General features: G+C 68.7%; 18 protein-coding genes and 1 tRNA gene. 14 read left to right on the top strand and 5 right to left on the bottom strand.

The features are described 5' to 3' along the window. The first annotated feature begins 30 nt into the window (after positions 1-30). Together IQ782_RS02240 and IQ782_RS02235 are read left to right on the top strand one after the other, a co-directional pair. The gene (locus tag IQ782_RS02240; protein WP_194132964.1) at positions 31-681 is read left to right on the top strand and encodes an HAD family hydrolase; all 651 of its coding nucleotides are present in this window, start codon (positions 31-33) and stop codon (positions 679-681) included. A gap of 27 nt (positions 682-708) precedes the next feature. After that, the gene (locus tag IQ782_RS02235) at positions 709-1,758 is read left to right on the top strand and encodes a dihydropteroate synthase (RefSeq protein WP_194132963.1); all 1,050 of its coding nucleotides are present in this window, start codon (positions 709-711) and stop codon (positions 1,756-1,758) included. A 152-nt stretch (positions 1,759-1,910) separates the two neighbouring features. On the opposite strand, the gene IQ782_RS02230 is transcribed toward IQ782_RS02235, so the two are convergent. Next, a complete protein-coding gene (locus IQ782_RS02230) occupies positions 1,911-2,777 on the bottom strand; it encodes an AraC family transcriptional regulator (protein WP_194132962.1) in 867 nt (288 codons plus the stop codon). A gap of 176 nt (positions 2,778-2,953) precedes the next feature. On the opposite strand from IQ782_RS02230, the gene IQ782_RS02225 reads away from it, so the two are divergent. The 10 genes from IQ782_RS02225 to IQ782_RS02180 all read left to right on the top strand — a co-directional run bounded on the left by IQ782_RS02225 (position 2,954) and on the right by IQ782_RS02180 (position 13,631). Next, complete coding sequence (locus IQ782_RS02225) at positions 2,954-4,168, top strand: amino acid ABC transporter substrate-binding protein (protein WP_194132961.1); 1,215 nt, start codon at positions 2,954-2,956, stop codon at positions 4,166-4,168. 68 nt (positions 4,169-4,236) lie between these two features. Next, positions 4,237-5,109, top strand: coding sequence for a branched-chain amino acid ABC transporter permease (locus IQ782_RS02220; protein ID WP_194132960.1), 873 nt, complete (start codon positions 4,237-4,239; stop codon positions 5,107-5,109). A 4-nt stretch (positions 5,110-5,113) separates the two neighbouring features. Beyond that, positions 5,114-6,052, top strand: a complete 939-nt coding sequence (locus IQ782_RS02215) for a branched-chain amino acid ABC transporter permease (RefSeq protein WP_194132959.1) — start codon at positions 5,114-5,116, stop codon at positions 6,050-6,052. Continuing rightward, entirely contained in the window at positions 6,049-6,777 is a 729-nt protein-coding gene (locus IQ782_RS02210; protein ID WP_194132958.1) for an ABC transporter ATP-binding protein, read from the top strand. The genes IQ782_RS02215 and IQ782_RS02210 overlap by 4 nt, the downstream gene beginning before the upstream one ends. Next, positions 6,770-7,504 carry an ABC transporter ATP-binding protein gene (locus IQ782_RS02205; RefSeq protein WP_194132957.1) on the top strand — a complete coding sequence of 245 codons (735 nt, stop codon included), beginning with the start codon at positions 6,770-6,772 and terminating at the stop codon, positions 7,502-7,504. The genes IQ782_RS02210 and IQ782_RS02205 overlap by 8 nt, the downstream gene beginning before the upstream one ends. Positions 7,505-7,522: 18 nt before the next feature. Continuing rightward, entirely contained in the window at positions 7,523-8,971 is a 1,449-nt protein-coding gene (locus IQ782_RS02200; protein ID WP_194132956.1) for an aldehyde dehydrogenase, read from the top strand. Between the two features lie 42 nt (positions 8,972-9,013). Continuing rightward, positions 9,014-10,063, top strand: coding sequence for a TRAP transporter substrate-binding protein (locus IQ782_RS02195; protein WP_194132955.1), 1,050 nt, complete (start codon positions 9,014-9,016; stop codon positions 10,061-10,063). Continuing rightward, a complete protein-coding gene (locus IQ782_RS02190; RefSeq protein WP_194132954.1) occupies positions 10,063-10,569 on the top strand; it encodes a TRAP transporter small permease in 507 nt (168 codons plus the stop codon). The genes IQ782_RS02195 and IQ782_RS02190 overlap by 1 nt, the downstream gene beginning before the upstream one ends. Beyond that, positions 10,566-11,924 carry a TRAP transporter large permease gene (locus IQ782_RS02185; RefSeq protein WP_194132953.1) on the top strand — a complete coding sequence of 453 codons (1,359 nt, stop codon included), beginning with the start codon at positions 10,566-10,568 and terminating at the stop codon, positions 11,922-11,924. The genes IQ782_RS02190 and IQ782_RS02185 overlap by 4 nt, the downstream gene beginning before the upstream one ends. Positions 11,925-11,927: 3 nt before the next feature. After that, the gene (locus IQ782_RS02180; RefSeq protein WP_194132952.1) at positions 11,928-13,631 is read left to right on the top strand and encodes a thiamine pyrophosphate-requiring protein; all 1,704 of its coding nucleotides are present in this window, start codon (positions 11,928-11,930) and stop codon (positions 13,629-13,631) included. A 248-nt stretch (positions 13,632-13,879) separates the two neighbouring features. On the opposite strand, the gene IQ782_RS02175 is transcribed toward IQ782_RS02180, so the two are convergent. Then, on the bottom strand, positions 13,880-14,113 hold the full coding sequence (locus tag IQ782_RS02175; RefSeq protein WP_007800270.1) for an acyl carrier protein: 234 nt from the start codon (positions 14,111-14,113) through the stop codon (positions 13,880-13,882). A gap of 219 nt (positions 14,114-14,332) precedes the next feature. Beyond that, positions 14,333-15,070: a 3-oxoacyl-[acyl-carrier-protein] reductase gene (gene fabG / locus IQ782_RS02170; protein WP_194132951.1), complete on the bottom strand. Its 738-nt coding sequence runs from the start codon at positions 15,068-15,070 to the stop codon at positions 14,333-14,335. A gap of 45 nt (positions 15,071-15,115) precedes the next feature. Between fabG and IQ782_RS02165 the strand changes: the two genes are divergently transcribed. Then, entirely contained in the window at positions 15,116-16,105 is a 990-nt protein-coding gene (locus IQ782_RS02165) for a serine hydrolase domain-containing protein (RefSeq protein ID WP_240989027.1), read from the top strand. A gap of 627 nt (positions 16,106-16,732) precedes the next feature. Here IQ782_RS02165 and IQ782_RS02160 read toward each other — a convergent pair. Continuing rightward, positions 16,733-16,817: transfer RNA gene (locus IQ782_RS02160), tRNA-Leu, on the bottom strand. A 157-nt stretch (positions 16,818-16,974) separates the two neighbouring features. On the opposite strand from IQ782_RS02160, the gene IQ782_RS02155 reads away from it, so the two are divergent. Continuing rightward, positions 16,975-17,484, top strand: a complete 510-nt coding sequence (locus IQ782_RS02155; protein ID WP_194132950.1) for a Hint domain-containing protein — start codon at positions 16,975-16,977, stop codon at positions 17,482-17,484. Here the strand turns inward: IQ782_RS02155 and IQ782_RS02150 are convergent. Beyond that, positions 17,481-19,025: an NAD(P)H-hydrate dehydratase gene (locus IQ782_RS02150; protein WP_194132949.1), complete on the bottom strand. Its 1,545-nt coding sequence runs from the start codon at positions 19,023-19,025 to the stop codon at positions 17,481-17,483. The genes IQ782_RS02155 and IQ782_RS02150 overlap by 4 nt on opposite strands. Between the last annotated feature and the right edge of the window lie 37 nt (positions 19,026-19,062).

Raw genomic sequence — 19,062 nt, 5'->3', positions numbered from 1 at the left:
GTCAAGGCAACCAACGCGCAAGGGACAGGCATGATCAAGGCACTCCTCTTCGATCTCGACGGCACACTCCTCCATTCGGACCCGCTGCATTTCGAGGTCTTCGCCGGCCTCTACGCCGAGCGCGGCCGCGAGCTGACCGAAGCGGGCTACCTCTCGGACATCCACGGGCGGCACAACCTCGACAGTTTCCCCGAACTCTTCCCCGGAGAGGATGCCCACGCTCTCTCCGACCTCAAGGAGGCTCGGTTCCGCGACCGGCTCGTTGAGGGCCATGCGCCGATGCCGGGCGCCGTGGCGCTGCTCGACCGGGCCGAAGCGCGTGGCTGGCGCATTGCCGTGGTCACCAATGCGCCGCGGGTCAATGCCGAGGCCATGCTGCGCGCGATCGGCCTGCGGCCGCGCATCGAGCTGCTGGTGATCGGCGACGAATGCAGCCGCGCCAAGCCCGACCCCGAGCCCTATCTCGCCGCCATGCGCGCCTTCGACGTCGCCCCGCGGGAGTGCCTCGCCTTCGAGGACAGCCCCTCGGGCATGCGCGCCGCCGCCGCCTCGGGCGCGCATACCGTCGGCATCCGTTCGTCGGGGCTGACGGTGCGCCAGCTTCAGGACGCCGGGGCGCAGACCGTTGTCACCGATTACACCGACCCGGCGCTCGCCGCGCTGCTGGCCAGATTGGAATAGAGCCCACACCCGCAAGGAGAAGCACCGATGACCCGCACCGTTCTGGAGTCGAAGACCCGCACCGTGATCATCGGTTTCGATCAGCCCTTCTGCGTGATCGGCGAGCGGATCAATCCCACCGGACGCAAGAAGCTGGCGGCGGAACTGGAGGCGGGAGACTTCTCCACCGTCGTGGCGGACGCGCTGGCGCAGGTGGCGGCAGGTGCCGCGGTACTCGATGTGAACGCGGGCGTGGTCTACAACTCCAACCCCGATCCGAATGTGACCGAGCCCCCGTTGATGCGGCAGATGATCGAGCTCGTGCAGCAGACGGTCGATGTGCCGCTCTGCATCGACAGCTCGGTGCCCGGCGCGCTTGAAGCAGGTCTGGCGGCGGCCAAGGGACGCCCCCTGCTCAACTCTGTCACCGGCGAGGAGGAGCGGCTGGAGCGCGTGTTGCCGCTGGTCAAGAAATACAACGTGCCGGTGGTGGCGATCTCGAACGACGACACGGGCATTTCGGAAGATCCCGAAATACGCTTCGCCGTGGCGCGCAAGATCGTCGAGCGCGCTGCCGATTTCGGCATCCCCGCGCAGGACATCGTGGTCGACCCGCTGGTCATGCCGGTGGGGGCGATGGCCACCGCCGGGCAGCAGGTTTTTGCACTGGTCCGGCGGCTGCGCGAAGAGCTGGGGGTGAACACCACCTGCGGCGCCTCGAACATCTCCTTCGGCCTGCCGAACCGGCACGGGATCAACACCGCCTTCCTGCCGATGGCGATCGGTGCCGGGATGACCTCGGCGATCATGAATCCCGTGGCCATGCCGGTGAGCCAAAGCAAGATCGCCGCCAAGAAGGCCGAACTGGAGGCCGCCGGGGTGATGCTGCCGCCGCTGGAGGATGCGGACTTCGTGCGGCTTTTCGGGCTCGGGTCGTTGACCGCCGGCCCCGGCGCCGAGATGCAGGCGATACGCGCCGCGAATTTCCTTGTGAACCAGGACCCACACGGCACCGCCTGGATCGCGATGAACAAGGCCCAGGAGAGCGGCGGCGAGGCCCGTGGCGGGCGGCGGGGCGGACGGCGGCGGCGGGCCTGACCTCTCCGGTTCAGGGTTGAGGAACGCGCCCGAGCCTGAGCCCGAGGGGCGCAACAGGACGCATCCGAAATGCGCTCTTCCGCTTTGGCCCGGACGTGGGACAAGCGGGGACCGAGATCGTGAATGCATCTTCCCGTTTCAGACGCCCCACCTCACGGCCAGGCCGCATAGGAGGTTGCCGGCGCGCTGCGCTTCATCACCCGCCGCCGGAACCGGCTCGGAGGAACGCCCTCCATCCGTTTGAAAAACCTGTTGAAATAGGCAGGGTCCGAAAACCCCAGCCGGAACCCGACCTGCGCCACCTGCAGCCCCGAGTTGGTCAGCAGTTCAGCCGCCTCGCGGTGCAGCGCCTCGTGCAGCCAACCCTGCGGCGAGCGTCCCGTGGCGCGCCTCACCGCCCCGGCCAGACGGTCCCGCGACACCCCCAGCGCGCGGGCATAATCGCCCACCTCCCAGTGCTCGCGCAGGTGCAGCCCGGCCAGTTGCACGAAGCCCTGCACCAGCCCGCCTGTCGCCACGTCGGGCCGCGCTCGCCCCTCCTTGACCCCGCGCCAGAGCTGGATCAGCAGCATCGACAGCATGTGCCCGGCCATGATCTCGACCCCCGGCGCGCTTTCCGTCAGCTCCTCGCGCAGCTCGGCGAGCCGCCGCGCCACGCGCTCGCGCTGCGCGCCAAGCGGTACCGACAGGTCGGCGGCAAGCACCTGGCTCAACTCGTCGCCGAAGGCGGACCCGGGGAGCACACGTGCGAGCGCCCCCTTGGTCAGCGTCACCAGCTCGCCGCGACTGCCCGGTGACAGGCGCAGCGCGCCATCCCGGCCCGGTGCGAGCCAGACGAATCGCGGCGCTTCCAGCGCCATGTCACGCTCGCCGCTCTGAACCCGCCCCCGCCCCGATTGCAGCACCAACAGACAGGCGTTCTCGGCCCGCAGCCCATAGGTGGTCTCGGCCAGCGGGCTGCGGATCTCATGTGCGGTGATGCCGTGATGGGCCGCAGGCCGCAGGGGGAAAGTTTTCATCGTGCTCATGATTTGGGCGCGCTTTTGGACGTATCTGTGCAATTCATCCGCTCATACGTGCATTTTATCAACGCATTTTTCAGATAACTTCTGCTGCATCCGCCACAGGACGTCTCGGGGAGAGGGACGCCTGAGGCGCAACGCGATGCTGCAAAGGCATCAACCGGGAGGACAACATGACACAGAACACCAGGCGCGCTGTGCTGCGCGCCCTGCCGCTTGCAATGGTCTCGGCGCTGGCGCTGGCCGCGCCGCTCGCAGCCCAGCAAGAGCCCGTCACCATCGGGTACGCGGTGTCGAAATCCGGCCCCAACGCCACCGGCGCGGGCATCACCACAATCCCCAACTACGAGCTCTGGGTGAAGGAAGTGAACGAGGCCGGCGGGCTCGAGATGCCCGACGGCTCTCGCCGCCCTATCGAGGTGGTGGAATACGACGACCGCTCGACCGCCGAGGATCTCGTGCGCGCCATCGAGCGGCTCGCGACGCAGGACAAGGTCGACCTCATCCTGCCGCCCTGGGGCACCGGCGGCAACCTCGCCATCGCGCCGCTGATGGACCGCTTCGGCTATCCGCAGCTGGCGGTGACCTCGGTGACCGACATGGCCCCCGAGTTCGCCAAGCGCTGGGACCGCTCGTTCTGGATGCTCGGGGGCGGGCATGACTACGCCACTGCCCTCGTCGAGACGCTCTCCGCCGCCAAGGAGGCCGGCACGATCAACGACAAGGTCGCGATGATCTCGGTCGCCGACGGCTTCGGCATCGACCTCGTGAAGGCGGCCCGCCCCGCCTTCGAGGAAGCCGGTTTCGAGCTGGTCTACGACGAGAGCTACCCGCTCGGCACCTCCGATTTCGCCGCCATCCTCAACGAGGTGCAGGGCTCGGGTGCCGACAGCTTCGTCGCCTTCTCCTACCCGCCGGGCAGCTTCGGCGTGACCAAGCAGGCGATGACCACGGGCTTCAACCCCAAGGTCTTCTACATCGGCGTCGGCGGGGCCTTCCCGATCTACGGCAAGATTGCCGAGGGCAAGCAGGAGGGCGTCATGTCGATCGGCGGCGTCAATGCGGACAGCCCCGAGATCGCCGAGTATTTCGCCAAGCACACCGAGGTCATCGGCACCCCGCCCGACAGCTGGGCGAGCGCCATCACCTACGCCTCGCTGGAGATGCTCGAAGAGGCGGTGAAACGCGTCGGCCTCGACCACGAGGCGCTCGCCTCCGAGCTTTCGACCGGCAGCTTCGACACGGTGATCGGCGAGGTCAAACTCGAGGACAACCAGCTGCGCAAGCTCTGGTGGGTCGGCCAGTGGCAGGGCGAGCACTTCGTCGCCGTCAGCCCGGCGGACCAGACCGGAGCATCCGCCCCGGTCATCCCGAAGCCCGAATGGTAATCCACGTGTCAATCCGCGGAGGCGGGCCCTGTGCCCGCCCCGCCCGAACCCTCTCGCAGGGACGCTAGATGTTTCTTTCCACCCTCTTTCTCGGGCTCGTGCTCGGCGGCACCTACGCGCTTCTGGCGCTGGGGCTGTCGCTGCAATACGGCATCGCCCGGATCATGAACCTCGCGTATGGCGAGTTCATGCTGCTCGCCTGTTTCGCGGTGACCATGATGTTCACCAGCTGGGGCCTCGGCCCGCTCTGGGGGCTGCTGATCGTCGTGCCGCTGGGCTACGCGCTCGGCTGGATCATCCACACCGTCATGATGCGCCCGCTGATCAAGCGTTCGGGCGGCGGAGGCCGGCTCGAGGTCGACACGATCCTCGCCACCTTCGGCCTGCTCTTCGTCGTGCAGGGGCTGATGCTGGTCACTTTCGGCAGCGACTTCACCTCCTACAGCTATCTCAACCAGGGCATCGGCATCCTCGGCACCACCATCGCCGCCAACCGGCTGATCGCCTTCGTGGTCTCGCTGGTCATCGGCTTCGGGCTTTACGCCGTGCTGATCCGCACCCGCTGGGGCCGCGCGCTGCGCGCCGTGGCGCTGGCCCCGGACTCGGCCTATCTCGTCGGCATCGACGTGGGCAAGCTGGGCCGCCAGGGCTTCGCGCTCGGCGGGGCGCTGGCCGCCGCCGGAGGCGCGCTGGTCTCGATGTTCCAGACCTTCTCGGCGACAGACGGCGTGGTCTTCACCATGAAGGCGCTGATCGTCGTGATCATGGGCGGCGTCGGCAACATCCTCGGCGCGCTGATCGCCGGGCTGCTGCTGGGGCTCGCCGAGACCTTCGTCGCCGCCTTCATCGATCCCGGCCTGACGATGGCCGCCACCTACACGATGTTCCTTGCCGTGCTGCTCTGGCGGCCGACGGGGCTCTTCGGCAGGGCGGGAGGCTGATCCGATGCGCTATCTTCTTGCGATCCCCGCACTTGCGGCTCTGGCCGCCCTGCCGATGGTCTTCGGCGACTACGGCACCGGGCTCTTGGTCGGCCTCGCGGGCTACGTGACGCTGGTCACCTCCTGGGCGATGTTCTCTGGGCCAACGCGCTACATCTCGCTGGCCACGGTCGCCTTCTTCGGCGTCGGCGCCTACACGGTCGCGGTGCTGAACGAGGTACTGCCCTACCCGCTGGTGCTGCTCTGCGCCGCAGGGATCGGCGCGACCATGGCGCTGCTGGTGGGGCTCTCCACCCTGCGGCTCGCGGGCATCTACTTCGTGATCTTCAGCTTCGGCTTGGCGGAACTTGTGCGCCAGCTGATCACCTGGTTCGAGGTCAACGTGACCGGCACGCTCGGCCGCTACATCTTCCTCGATCTCGAGGCGAAACACATCTACTGGCAGCTCCTCGCGCTCGGCGCGGCGACGCTCGTGCTCTCGGCCTGGATCCGGCGCTCCCGCCTCGGCCTCGCGCTGCGGGTGATCGGCGACGACGAGACCGTCGCGGCGCATTCCGGCATCAACCTCGCCCGCACCAAGCTCGTGCTCTTCGTCGTCTCGGCCACGATCATCACGCTGGTCGGCGCGATCCAGGCACCGCGCTGGGTCTATGTCGAGCCCTCGATCGTCTTCAACCCGACGGTCAGCTTCCTGACGGTGATCATGGCGCTGCTCGGCGGCGCGACAAGGCTCTGGGGTCCGCTCTGCGGCGCGGTGCCGCTGTTCCTGCTGTTCGAGTGGCTCTCGGCGCGCTTCCCCGATCACTTCTCGATCCTGCTGGGGCTGATGTTCATGGCGGTGGTCTACGCCCTGCCCGACGGCGTGCTGGCGGCGATTGAGAAGGTCCGCCATCGGGGCAACGGCACCTCCGCCACCAAACCGGCAAAGGAGGCCAGCGCATGAGCGTGCTTCTGGAAACGCAGGGCCTCACCAAGCGCTTCGGCGGGCTGACGGCGGTGAACGGCGTGTCGCTCACCGTCAGGCGCGGCGAGGTGCTGGGGCTGCTGGGGCCGAACGGCTCGGGCAAGACCACCCTGATGAACCTGATCTCGGGGGCGCTGAAATCCTCGGAGGGGGCGCTGCTGATCAATGGCAAGGACATGACCGGCTCCGCACCCCACCGCATCGCGAAGGCGGGCGTGGCGCGGACCTTCCAGCTGGTGAAGATCCTGCCCTCGCTGACGCTGGAAGAGAACGTCATGGTCCCCGCCGCCTTCGGCCCGGAGGGGCTCTGGGGCCGCGCGCTGAAGGTGCAGGTGGCCGAATGCCTCGACATGGTGGGGCTCACGTCCCGCGCCGGACAGCAGGCCTCGGAGCTGACATATATCGACCAGAAGCGGCTGGAACTGGCGCGCGCGCTCGCCTCGGCACCGAAGCTGCTGCTGCTCGACGAGTGGCTGGCCGGGCTCAACCCGACCGAGCTGCACGAGGGGATCAGGCTGATCCGCGAGCTGGAGCAGACCGGCATCACCATCATCATGGTCGAGCACATCATGGACGCGGTGCGCGCGCTCTGCCCGCGCTGCGCGGTGATGAACTCCGGCACGCTGATCGCCGACGGCCCCACGGTCGAAGTCCTGTCGGACCCGCATGTGGTCGCCGCCTACCTGGGAGAAGAGGATGCTTGAGATCGACGACCTGCGCCTCACCTACGGCAAGCACATGGCGCTTGGCGGGGTGAGCATGGCGGTGGACAGGGGCGAATGCGTGGTGATCCTCGGCGCAAACGGCGCGGGGAAATCCTCGCTGCTGAAGGCGGTGGGCGGCACGGTCCGCCCCGCCTCGGGGCGCATCCTGCACGAGGGGCAGGACCTGGCGCAGGTGCCCGCGCATGAGATCGTCGAGCGCGGCATCGCGCTGGTGCCCGAGGGGCGCGGCGTCTTTGCCCGGATGAGCGTCGCCGACAACCTCGCGCTCGGCTGCCATCCGGCCCGCGCGCGTGGCGGGGCGGAGAAGCGTCGTCGCGAGGTGCTGGAGCTCTTCCCGCGCCTTGCCGAGCGGCAGAAGCAGCTGGTCGGCACCATGTCGGGCGGCGAGCAGCAGATGGTCGCCATCGCCCGCGCGCTGATGTCGAACCCCGACCTCTTGCTGCTCGACGAGCCGAGCCTCGGCCTTGCCCCGATCGTGACCAAGGAGGTGTTTGCCGCCCTTGGCCGCATCCGCGAGACCGGGCTGACCCTGCTCATCGTGGAACAGAACGTGCGCGCCAGCCTCGCGCTCGCCACCCGCGGCTACCTGCTGGAAGCCGGGCGCGTGGTGGGCGAAGGCAGCGCACAACACTTGCAGAGCGATCCCGCCGTGCAGCGCGCCTTCCTGGGCGGCACGGCGGAACCGCTGGAAAACGAACTGATTTAACCAAGGAGACGGACAGGCATGGATAGCCTCAACCTCTTTATCGACGGCGAACATGTTCCCGCCGAGGACAGCCGCGAATTCGAACGCGCAAACCCCGTGTCGGGCGAGGTGGCCACCCGCGCCGCCGCCGCCAGCAAGGCCGACGCGATCCGTGCGGTGGATGCCGCCGCCGCGGCCTTCCCCGAGTGGGCCGCCGTGGCTCCCGGCCAGCGCCGCAAGCTGCTGATCAAGGCCTCCGAGGCGCTGGTGGCGCGCGGTGACGACATCGTCGCCGCGATGAAGGCCGAGATCGGCGCGACCGAGGCCTGGGCCCGGTTCAACGTCATGCTCGCCGCCGACATGCTTCTGGAAGCGGCCAGCCTTACCACGCAGATCAAGGGCGAGATCGTGCCCTCGAACCGCCCCGGCTCGACCGCCTACGCGGTGCGCCAGCCGGCGGGTGTGGTGCTGGCCATGGCGCCCTGGAACGCGCCGGTGATCCTCGGCGTGCGCTCGATCGCCACGCCGCTGGCCTGCGGCAACACCGTGGTGATGAAGACCTCGGAGCTTTGCCCGCGCACCCATGCGCTGATCCTTGAAGCCGTGTCCGAAGCGGGCCTGCCGAAGGGCGTGGTCAACGCCATCTCGAACGCCCCCGAGGATGCGCCGGAACTGGTCGAGACGCTGATCGCCCACCCCGCCGTGCGCCGGGTGAACTTCACCGGATCGACGCGCGTCGGTCGCATCGTCGCGGAACTCTCGGCCCGCCACCTCAAGCCCTCGCTGCTGGAGCTGGGCGGCAAGGCACCGTTCATCGTTCTGGATGACGCCGACATCCCTGCCGCCGTCGCGGCCGCGGGCTTCGGAGCCTACATGAACCAGGGCCAGATCTGCATGTCGACCGAGCGCATCATCGTCATGGACGGCATCGCCGACGCCTTCGTCGCGGCCTTCTCTGAAAAGGTCGAAAGCCTCACCGCGGGCGATCCGCGCGAGGGCAAGGCACCGCTCGGCAGCCTCGTGAACATCGGCGCCGCCGACCGCATCCGCGACCTCATCGAGGACGCCGTGCAGAAGGGCGCGCGGCTGATCGGCGGCGGCGGCACCGGCACCATTCTCAACGCCGCGGCGCTGGATGGGGTGACCCCGCAGATGCGGCTCTATTCCGAGGAAAGCTTCGGACCGGTTGCCTCGATCATCCGCGTGGGCTCGGTCGACGAGGCGGTGCGCGTGGCCAACGAAAGCGAATTCGGCCTGTCGGCCGCGGTCTTCGGCCGCGACCAGGCCCGCGCCATGGCGGTCGCCCGGCGCATCGAGAGTGGTATTTGCCACGTCAACGGCCCGACCGTGCATGACGAGGCGCAAATGCCCTTCGGCGGCGTGAAGGATTCAGGCTACGGTCGCTTCGGCGGCACGTGGGGAGTCGCCGAGTTCACCGAACTGCGCTGGATGACGACGCAGGACGGCGATCTGCACTACCCGATCTGACCTGGAAGCGATCGGATCGGTTCAAAACGGGAGGAGAAATCCATGAAACTGAAACTGGCAAAAACCGCGGTTGCGGTCCTGGCCCTGAGCGTCGCCGCCGGCGGCGCCTGGGCCCAGGACTACACCTTCAAGCTGCACCACTTCCTTGGCGCGAAGGCCCCGGCCCAGACCGAGATGCTCGAACCCTGGGCCAAGGCGGTCGAAGAGAACTCCGGCGGCAAGGTGAAGATCGAGATCTACCCCTCGATGACCCTCGGCGGCCGCCCGCCAGAGCTGATCAACCAGGCCCGTGACGGCGTGGTCGATCTGATCTGGACGGTGAACGGATACACGCCGGGCCTGTTCCCGCGCACCGAGGTGATGGAACTGCCCAACGTCTTCACCAACGATCCGGTGGCGACCAACCTCGCGATGTACGACATGTACGACGAGTACCTGAAGGACGACTATGCCGGCGTGGAGCCGATGTTCCTGCACGTGCACGCGGGCCAGGCCATCCACACCGTGGACAAGGAAATCCGCAAGCCCGAGGACCTCGCCGGTCTGAAGATGCGCATCCCCACCCGCACCGGTGCCTGGGTGATCGAGGCGCTTGGGGCCTCGCCGGTGTCGATGCCGGTCCCTGACCTGCCGCAGGCCCTGTCGAAGAAGGTCGTCGACGGCGCCTTCATCCCCTGGGAGATCATCCCGGCGCTGAAGCTGCAGGACCAGACCCAGTACCAGATCGAGGGCGCGGACAAGACCCGCTTCGGCACCACCACTTTCCAGGTGTCGATGAACAAGGGCCGCTGGGACGGCCTGCCCGAGGACATCCAGAAGGCCTTCCGCGATGCGTCCGGCCGTGACTGGGTGGCGCAGGTCGGCAAGATCTGGCGCGACATCGATGAGCGCGGCATCAAGGTCGCGACCGACGCGGGCAACACCCATGTGACGCTCACCGAGGAAGAGACCGCCGCCTTCGAGACGGCGCTGGAGCCGGTGGTCGACCGCTGGATCGAGGATGTCTCGTCCAAGGGCATCGACGGCACCGCCATGGTCGCCAAGGCGCGCGAGCTGATCAAGGCGAATGCCGACGCGAGCATGAGCAACTGATGTTCGCCGCAGAAGTTCAGGGCCGCAGCGGGGTATCCGCTGCGGTCGCACGTCTGGTCACCCTCTGGGCGCTGCTGGGCGGCGCGCTGCTGCTGGTGATCGTGCTGATCAACGTCGCCTCGGTTGTCGGCGCCGTGGTGCTCAAACCCTTTCCCGGCGATTTCGAGCTGACCGAGATGGGCGTGGCCGTCGCCGTCTTCGCCTTCCTGCCCTATTGCCAGCTGACCGACGCCAACGTCACCGCCGACATCTTCACCGCGAACGCCCCCCGCCCCGTGCTGGCGGTGCTGCGCGCGATCGCCTCGCTGATCGCCTTCGGTTTCGCCTGCATCCTGGTGTGGCGCATGTCCCTCGGGATGCTCGACCAGAAGGCTTACAACTACACGACGACGATCCTGCAGGTGCCGATCTGGTGGGCCTTCGTGCCGATCCTCGTCTCGCTGGCGCTGCTCATCGCCGCCGCCGCCGTCACCTTCCGCGAAAGCCTGTCGGAGGTCCGGACATGAGCGATCCCATCACCCTCGGAATCCTGTCGCTGGTCGTGCTGATCGTGCTGATCGCCATCCGCATTCCCATCGCCTACGGGATGATCCTCGTCGGCGGTGTCGGCATCGCGCTGGTCAACGGCCCGATGCTGCTGTTGAGCCAGCTGAAGACGCTCGCCTACGGGCAGTTCTCGATCTACGACCTCTCGGTCGTGCCGATGTTCGTGCTGATGGGCGAGCTGGCCACGGTCGCGGGGCTCAGCCACGCGCTGTTCCGCGGCGCCAACGCCTGGCTCGGCTGGATGCGCGGCGGCACCGCCATGGCGGCCATTGCCGGCTGCGCCGGCTTCGGCGCGGTCTGCGGCTCGTCGCTGGCCACCGCCTCGACCATGGGCAAGGTCGCCCTGCCCGAGCTGAAGCGCTACAACTACTCCGGCGCGCTGGCCACCGGCGCGCTTTCGGCGGGCGGTGTGCTGGGCATCCTGATCCCGCCCTCGGTGGTGCTGATCGTCTACGCGGTGATCGTCGAGGCCAATATCGTCACCATGTTTGCCGCGGCCATGCTGCCCGGCATCCTCGCGGTGCTTTTCTTCATCCTGACCATCGCCATCTACGTCCGCGTCCGCCCCGCCGCGGGCCCCGCGGGCGGCGCCGCCAGCCGCTCGGAGTTCATCACCGCCACGCTCGGCCTGCTGCCGGTCATGGTGATCTTCGGGCTGGTGCTGGGCGGCATCTACGGCGGCTTCTTCAACCCGACCCCCGCCGCCGCCGTCGGCGTCTTCCTGGTCTGGGTCTACGGGCTGGCAAAGCGCCGCGTGGGCCTCTCCGAGATCGTCGTGGCGCTGAAATCCACGGCCCGCACCTCGGGGATGATCTACGTCATCCTGCTCGGCGCGGAGCTGATGAAGATCTTCATGTCCCGCATCGGCCTGCCGCAGCAGGCGGCGCAATGGATCGCCGAAAGCGGCATGGCCCCGATGATGGTCATGGTGCTGATCCTCGTCGCGCTGATCCTGCTCGGCTGCCTGATGGACAGCATGTCGATGATCCTGCTGGTCATCCCCTTCTTCTGGCCGATGCTGGTCGAGCTGAACGGCGGGCTCTACGCCACGGCCGACGGCGCGGGCTTCGGGATGAGCACCGAGGATCTCAAGGTCTGGTTCGGCATCCTCGCCTTGATTGTCGCCGAGCTGGGGCTGATCACCCCGCCGGTGGGGATGAATGTCTTCATCATCTCGGCGCTGGCCAAGGACACGCCGATGATCGAAACCTTCAAGGGCGTCGCCCCCTTCTTCTGCGCCGAGCTGGTGCGGGTCGCGCTGATCCTCGCCTTCCCCGTGCTCACGCTCTGGCTGCCAACCCTGCTGGGAGGCTGAACAATGAAAGACCAAACGACCGTCACCGCCGGGGGAGCGATCTTCCCCCGGCTGAAGGCGCTTGGCGTCGACTATGTCTTCGCCAACTCCGGCACCGACTTCCCGCCGATCATCGAGGGGCTGGCGCAGGCCGCCGCCGAGGGCATCGATCTGCCGCAGGCGCTGGTCATGCCGCATGAGCACGCCGCGATGGGCATGGCCCATGGCTACACCCTGATGACCGGCAAGGCGCAGGCGGTGATGCTGCACACCAACGTCGGGCTCGCCAACGGCGCGATCGGCGCGATCAACGCCGCCTGCGAGCATATCCCGATGATCCTCATGTCTGGCCGCACACCGGTGACCGAGGCGGGCCGCTTCGGCGCCCGCACCGTCCCGATCGGCTGGGGCCAGGAAATGCGAGACCAGGCGGCCCTGGTGCGCGAGGCCTCGAAGTGGGAGTACGAGCTGAAGTTCCCCGAGCAGGTGCCGGGGCTGCTGGACCGCGCCCATGCCATCGCCAGCTCCACCCCCAAGGGCCCGGTCTACCTGTCGATCCCGCGCGAAGTGCTCTGCGAGCCCGTGCCGACCGAGGGGCTGGACGTCGCCCCCTCCATGGCCGCTTCCGAGGCCGCGCCGAACCCCGAGGCGCTGGCCACCCTCGCCCGCTGGCTCGCCGAGGCCGAAGCGCCGCTGATCATCGCGCAGCGCGGTGCCGGCGATGCCGAGAGCTTCGCCGCCTTCGCCGATTGGGCCGAGGACTGGGGCATCGCGGTCTGCTCGTGGTGGGCGACGCATCTCGCCATCGCCACCGACCACCCCTGCCACGTCGGCGCCGATCCCGGCCCCTGGCTGGCGCAGGCCGACGTGGTGCTGATCCTCGACTGCCTCGCCCCCTGGATGCCCGACGCCCATGCGCCGCGCCCCGAGGCGAAGATCGCCAACATGGGCCCCGACCCGATCTTCTCGCGCTTCCCGGTCCGCAACTTCCGCTCGGACCTCAGCATCACGGGCGAAAACGCCCGCACGATCCCTGCCCTGATCGCCGCGATGGAAGACCTGCCGAAGGGCGATCACGTCGCCCCGCGCCGCGCCCGCCTCGCCGAGACCACGGCCCGCGCCCGCAAGGCGCAGTCGGAGGCCGCGCAGCCGCAGGGCGAGCTGCTCACCAAGCCCGCGGTCAGCCGCATCCTCGGCGAGGCGCTGGATGCGCAGGAAGCGCCCAGCACGGTCTTCTCCGAGCTCGGCACGATGCTCGGCCCGCTGCCCCGCCGCGCGCACCGCTCGTGGTTCCAGGAGCCACACTCCGGCGGGCTCGGCTGGTCCTTCCCCGCCGCGCTCGGCGCGCAGCTCGCCGAACCGGACCGCCTCTGCGTCGCGACGCTCGGCGACGGCAGCTACATGTTCGCCAACCCGGTGGCCTGCCACCAGATCGCCGAGGCGCTGGCGCTGCCCATCCTCATCGTGATCCTCAACAACGCCGAATGGGGCGCAGTGCGCGCCTCTGTCACCGGGCTCTACCCCGAGGGCGCGGCGGGCCGCGCCAACGTGATGCCGCTCACCGGTCTCGCGCCCAGTCCCGACTTCTGCAAGGTCGCCGAGGCCAGCAATGCCTGGGCGCGCGCTGTCGAGACCCAGGGTGAGCTCCGCCCGGCCCTCGACAGCGCGCTCGCGGTCATCCGCGAGGAGCGCCGCTGCGCCCTGCTCAACGTGCGCATTGCAGGCTGAGGCGGCGCGCCTCCGCCCGCCGGCGCGCCCGGATCCGTCCCCGGATTTGCGTATTTTGAAAGAGAAGAGGGGCAAGGGCACGGCCGCCTTTGCCCCTCTTCTCTTTCAAAATACGCCGGGGGTGAGCCGCGCAGCGGCGAGGGGGCAGCGCCCCCTGTGGCACGACAGGAGCGACAAGCCCCCGCGAAACGCAAAACGGCGCCCGCGAGGGGCGCCGTTCACAACTCCGCTTGGGGAGTCGGAAAAGCTCAGGAGGCTTCCTTGATGAACTTCACCGCGTCGCCGAAGGTCTGGATGGTCTCGGCTGCGTCATCGGGGATCTCGATGCCGAACTCTTCTTCGAAGGCCATGACCAGTTCCACGGTGTCGAGGCTGTCCGCGCCGAGATCGTCGATGAAGGAGGCGCTCTCGGTCACCTTGTCTTCTTCAACGCCCAGGTGCTCAACCACGATCTTGCGCACGCGATCAGGGATATCGCTCATTCTTCTGTCCTCACAATGTGTCTGGGTCTCTCGACCCGTCTTTGCCCTTGCCCCAGCGGGGTGGCTGCTCAATCCGCCCGGAACCGGGCAACGTACCCCCGGAGGTCCGGGGAATGACCAGGCCGGCACGCGTGCACCCACCCGATCAAAGGTCCTGCGCGCCTATAGCATAAGCTCGCAGGATGGCAAACGCTTTCCGCCGCACCCGAAGGCACGCGGTCAGAGCATCGCCATACCGCCGTTCACATGCAGCGTCGCGCCTGTGACATAAGCAGCTTCCTGACTGGAAAGATAGAGGACAGCTGCGGCAATTTCATCCGCCGTGCCCATGCGTCCCGCGGGGATCTGCCCCATGATGCCGGACTTCTGCTCGTCGTTCAGCTTGTCGGTCATCGCGGTCTCGATGAAGCCCGGCGCCACGGCATTGGCGGTGATCCCGCGCGAGGCGACCTCATAGGCCAGCGACTTGGTCATGCCGACGAGGCCCGCCTTGGCCGCGGCGTAGTTGCCCTGGCCGGGGTTGCCGGTGGCGCCGACGATCGACGAGACGTTGACGATGCGTCCCCAGCGCGCCTTCATCATGCCGCGCAGCACGCCCTTGCAGAGCTTGAAGTTGGCGGTGAGGTTGACGTCGATCACCGACTGCCACTCGTCATCCGACATGCGCATGAAGAGGTTGTCGCGGGTGATGCCGGCGTTGTTCACCAGGATGTCGACCGCGCCCATCGCGTCTGCCGCCTGCTTCGGCAGCGCCGCCACGGCCTCGGGATCGGAAAGGTTGCAGGGCAGCACGAAGGCGCGCTCGCCGAGCTCTGCGGCCAGCTCCTGCAGCGGCGCCTCGCGGGTGCCCGAGAGCGCCACCGTCGCGCCCGCGCCGTGCAGCGCCTTGGCGATGGCGCCGCCGATGCCGCCCGAAGCGCCGGTGATCAGCGCGCATTTTCCCGTCAGATCGAACATAAGGCCCGTGCCCCTCTGCTTTTGCCGTAAATCGTTCCGGGCGATATGGCATCCCTGCCGCTTTCGGGCAAGAGCCTGCGCCCGACCTGCGGCGCGGCACCGTCCCGGCTGGGCGGGGCGCGCGCCCCGTGCTACCCCGGTTGCATGGCTCCGGACGCAGCGCTTCTCACCTGCCGCATCACCGACACCGCCGCCGAGTTGCGCGGCGGCGACGGCAGCGAGATCCTGCCCTACTGGAGTTTCACCAAGACCGTGCTCGCGATCTGCGCGCTGCGGCTGGTGGCGGAGGGGGCCCTGCACCTCGACGCGCCCCTGCCGGACAAGGCGGTCACCCTGCGCCAGCTGCTCAACCATACCTCCGGGCTGCCCGACTACGTCACCCTGCCCGCCTATCGCGCGGCTGTCGCGGCCGACGCGGAACCCTGGCCACGCGATCATCTCTGGGCGCAGACCATGGCGCAGGGGCCGCTCTTCGCGCCCGGCACGGGATGGGCCTATTCCAACCTCGGCTACATGCTGGTGCGCGAACTGATCGAGCAGGTCACCGGCGCATGCATCGGCACCCTCGTGCGGCAGAGCCTCGCCACCCCTCTCGGGCTGCACAGCCTCGCGCTGGCAACGCGCCGCGCGGATTTCGCACGCGTGCACTGGCCCGCCGCGCGCCGCTACCATCCGGGCTGGGTCTACCATGGCTGCCTGATCGGCACCGCGCCGGATGCCGCGCGCCTGCTGCACGCGGTGTTCCGCGGCGCGCTGCTGCCCCCACGCAGCCTGCGGCAGATGCTGGTCAGACACCCGCTCGGCGGCGCCATCGCGGGCCGCCCCTGGACCGACTGCGGTTACGCGCTCGGACTGATGAGCGGTGCCTTCGGGGCCGCCGGGCGCGCCATCGGACATTCCGGGGCGGGTCCGTTTTGCGCCAATGCGGTGTACCACTTCCCGGATGCCCCGCGCCCGGTCACCGTGGCCAGCTTCGGTCCCGGCCCTTCCGAAGCCCCCGCCGAGCAGGCCGCCGTCCGACTCGCACGGGCCTGAGGCCCCCGAGACGGGAGCCGCCGCGGTCATCTTGGCCAAATTGGTCCCGCGCCTCGGCGGGCCGCGTGCCCATCCGGCAGCTGCGGAAATCTATGCGCGCCGAGACCTTAGCCCCGATCACCCAGCCCGACACCTACCCGACAAATTCAGTCAACTAATTGATTTTCTACATTTTTTCACCCGTGCCTCTTGCCTGCGGATCGTCGGTCAGCTAGAGACAGTTCATAGATAGCGAGCCAGCCAAGACGCCAGCCAGCCATCCATCTCCCGCCAGCCAGACCACGCAGCACCCTAGCGCCTTACGGCCGCCAGGCAGCGACGCAGGCACGCCAGCACGGCAGAGATTGCACGACCGCCTTGCGCGCGGATCACACCGCGGCGCGCGATGCGTGCCCGAGACCGCTTCGGCAAGGTCGCCCACTCCAGTCAGCCTGAAACCGCTATACCGCCATGTCCGCGGCGGGACGACGCTCCGGGCACGCGCCGGCGAAACCAAACGAGGTGATCCAAGGCTGGCCCGATCGCTGAGGCGACGGATCTGCTCAGGCGCGCAGTTTCGACGCGTCGCGGCACGAGGTGTTCAGGTGGAGAGCAGGAGCTTGCGATGCCTTTGGCTCAACTTCGCAATGGTGCGGGTGAAGGGACTTGAACCCCCACGCCTTGCGGCGCCAGAACCTAAATCTGGTGCGTCTACCAATTTCGCCACACCCGCACGCGGACGCACGTGGCGCCCGGATCGCGCGGATCTCTAGCAAAGCTCCACCCGCGAGGCGAGAGGAAAAATCGCTTCGGACAAATGCCGCGACATTAATCCCGTCTTGACGTAAGGTCTGCAAGGAAAGAGGCAGACCCACAGCAGGACAGCGCCCATGGAACCGAAAACGGTCCGGCGCGACGACGGGACACTTCCCGCGCGCCAAATAGACACATGCCGCTGCGGAAGCCTCGCGCTCAACGCGCTTGTCGCCGGCACGCTCGTGCTGACCCTCGACGGCGCGCTTCCCGTCGAAGTCCTTGCGCCGGGAGACAGGATGATCACCCGCGACAGCGGCGTTGCCACGCTGACCTGCGTGCAGCAGGGCGTCAGGACGCTGCCGCTTGTGGCGATCCGCGCCGGCAGCCTCGGCACCGCGCGGCCCGAGAGCGACGCGCTGTTTCCGGCAGCGCAGCAGATCCTGCTGCGGGATTGGCGGGCCAGCGCGCTCTTCGGTGCGCATCAGGTGCTGGTGCCGCTGGAGCGCCTGCTGGACGGCTATTTCGTGCGCGACGCCGGCCGGCAGCCGGTCCGGCTCTTCAGCCTCAGCTTCGCGGCCCCGCATATCTTCTATGGCGGCGGGCTGGAATTGGCCGCCGCCACGCCCGTCTCGCGGCCCGGCTAGGCACCCAGGCCCCGCAGCACGGCGGGCAGCGCCTCGGGCAGATCCTCGGCGATCAGGCCGGGGCCGATGCACCGCGCCGCCTCGACATGCAGGAACGCCGCGGCCCGCGCCGCCTGGTACGCTCCGGCACCGCGCGCCAGCAGGCCGCAGATCAGCCCCGCCAGAACATCTCCCGCTCCGGCGGTCGCCAGCCAGGGCGCAGCGCGCCCATAGGCCGCCGCATGCACACAGACCGTGCCATCCGGCGCCGCGATCACCGTGTCCGGCCCCTTGAGCAGTACCGTGCAGCCCGCGCGCGCGGCGGCGGCCCGTGCCGCATCGATGCGTGAAAAGCCCGGCCCGGACTGCAGTGGACCGGCGAGATGCCGGGCAAGGTCGGGAAACAGCCGCGCGAACTCGCCGCCATGTGGGGTCAACACGCAGTCCGCGTGCAGCGCGGTGAACAGCGCCTCGGGGTCCCCGGCGAACGCGCTGAGGGCATCGGCGTCGAGCACCGTGGCGCGCCCGGCGCGCAGCGCTTCGGGTACCAGCATCCGCGCGCGCTCGATGCCGAGGCCCGGCCCGAGGCAGACAGCGTTCAGCCGCCGATCCTCCAGCAGTTGCGCCAGCGCCTCGGCGGTCTCGACCCGGCGCATCATCAGGGCGGTGATCTGGGCGGCCACTTCCATCTGCGCCGCTCCCGGAACCGCCAGCGTCACCAGCCCGGCCCCGATACGCAGCGCCGCGCGGGCGGCAAGCCGCGCCGCCCCGGTGCGGCCGAATCCACCGCTCAGGATCAGCGCGTGACCATGATCGAACTTGTGACCGCCGCGCTTGCCGAGCGGCAGGCCGGGATCGGTAACCAACTCCGCCGCCTCGGCGAAGGAGGCCGCGGCAAGCCCGATGTCCACCACCTCGAGCGCGCCGCAAACCTCGGGTCCCTGCGCCAGAAAGTGCCCCGGCTTGGCGCTGTGGAAACTGACGGTGAGATCGGCTCGGAAGACCGCCGCAGGCGAGTCGCCGGCCGCGAGCACCCGTCCGGAATCCGCGCAGAGCCCCGAGGGCAAATCCACCGCGACCCGGTGCCAGTCCGCGTAGCCCGCCGCCTCGAAGCGCGCCAGTATCGGCGCGACCTCGGCCCCCAGCCCGCGGGTCAGCCCGGTGCCGAACAGCGCGTCGATCACCACGCCCTCGCCACCCGAAAGCCGTGGCGGAGCGTCGAACGGCAGGGCACCGACCTTTCCAAGCGCGTTCCAGCGATCGTGGTTGAGACGCGCGTCGGCTGGCAGCCGCGAGGAATCGCCCAACAGGAAAAGCTCGACCTGCCAGTCCCGCTGATGCAGCAGCCGGGCGATGACGAAGCCGTCGCCGCCGTTGTTTCCCGGCCCGCAAAGCACGATCGCGCGGCGCGCGGCAACCTCGGAATTCGGCCATGTTTTCAGCAGCGCCGCGACCACCCCCTGCCCCGCGCGCTCCATCAGTTCGGCGCCGCTGACGGCCCCGGAAGCCATGCCCGCATGTTCGGCCGCGCGCATCTGTGCCGCGGTCAGCAGGACGCTCATGCGGCGGTCTTTCGCGATTCAATTCTGCTTAATTCAC

Source organism: Salipiger mangrovisoli, from assembly GCF_015223355.1.
Taxonomy (GTDB): domain Bacteria; phylum Pseudomonadota; class Alphaproteobacteria; order Rhodobacterales; family Rhodobacteraceae; genus Salipiger; species Salipiger mangrovisoli.
Note: the sequence above shows the minus strand (reverse complement) of the source record. Positions and strands in the feature narration are given on the sequence as shown.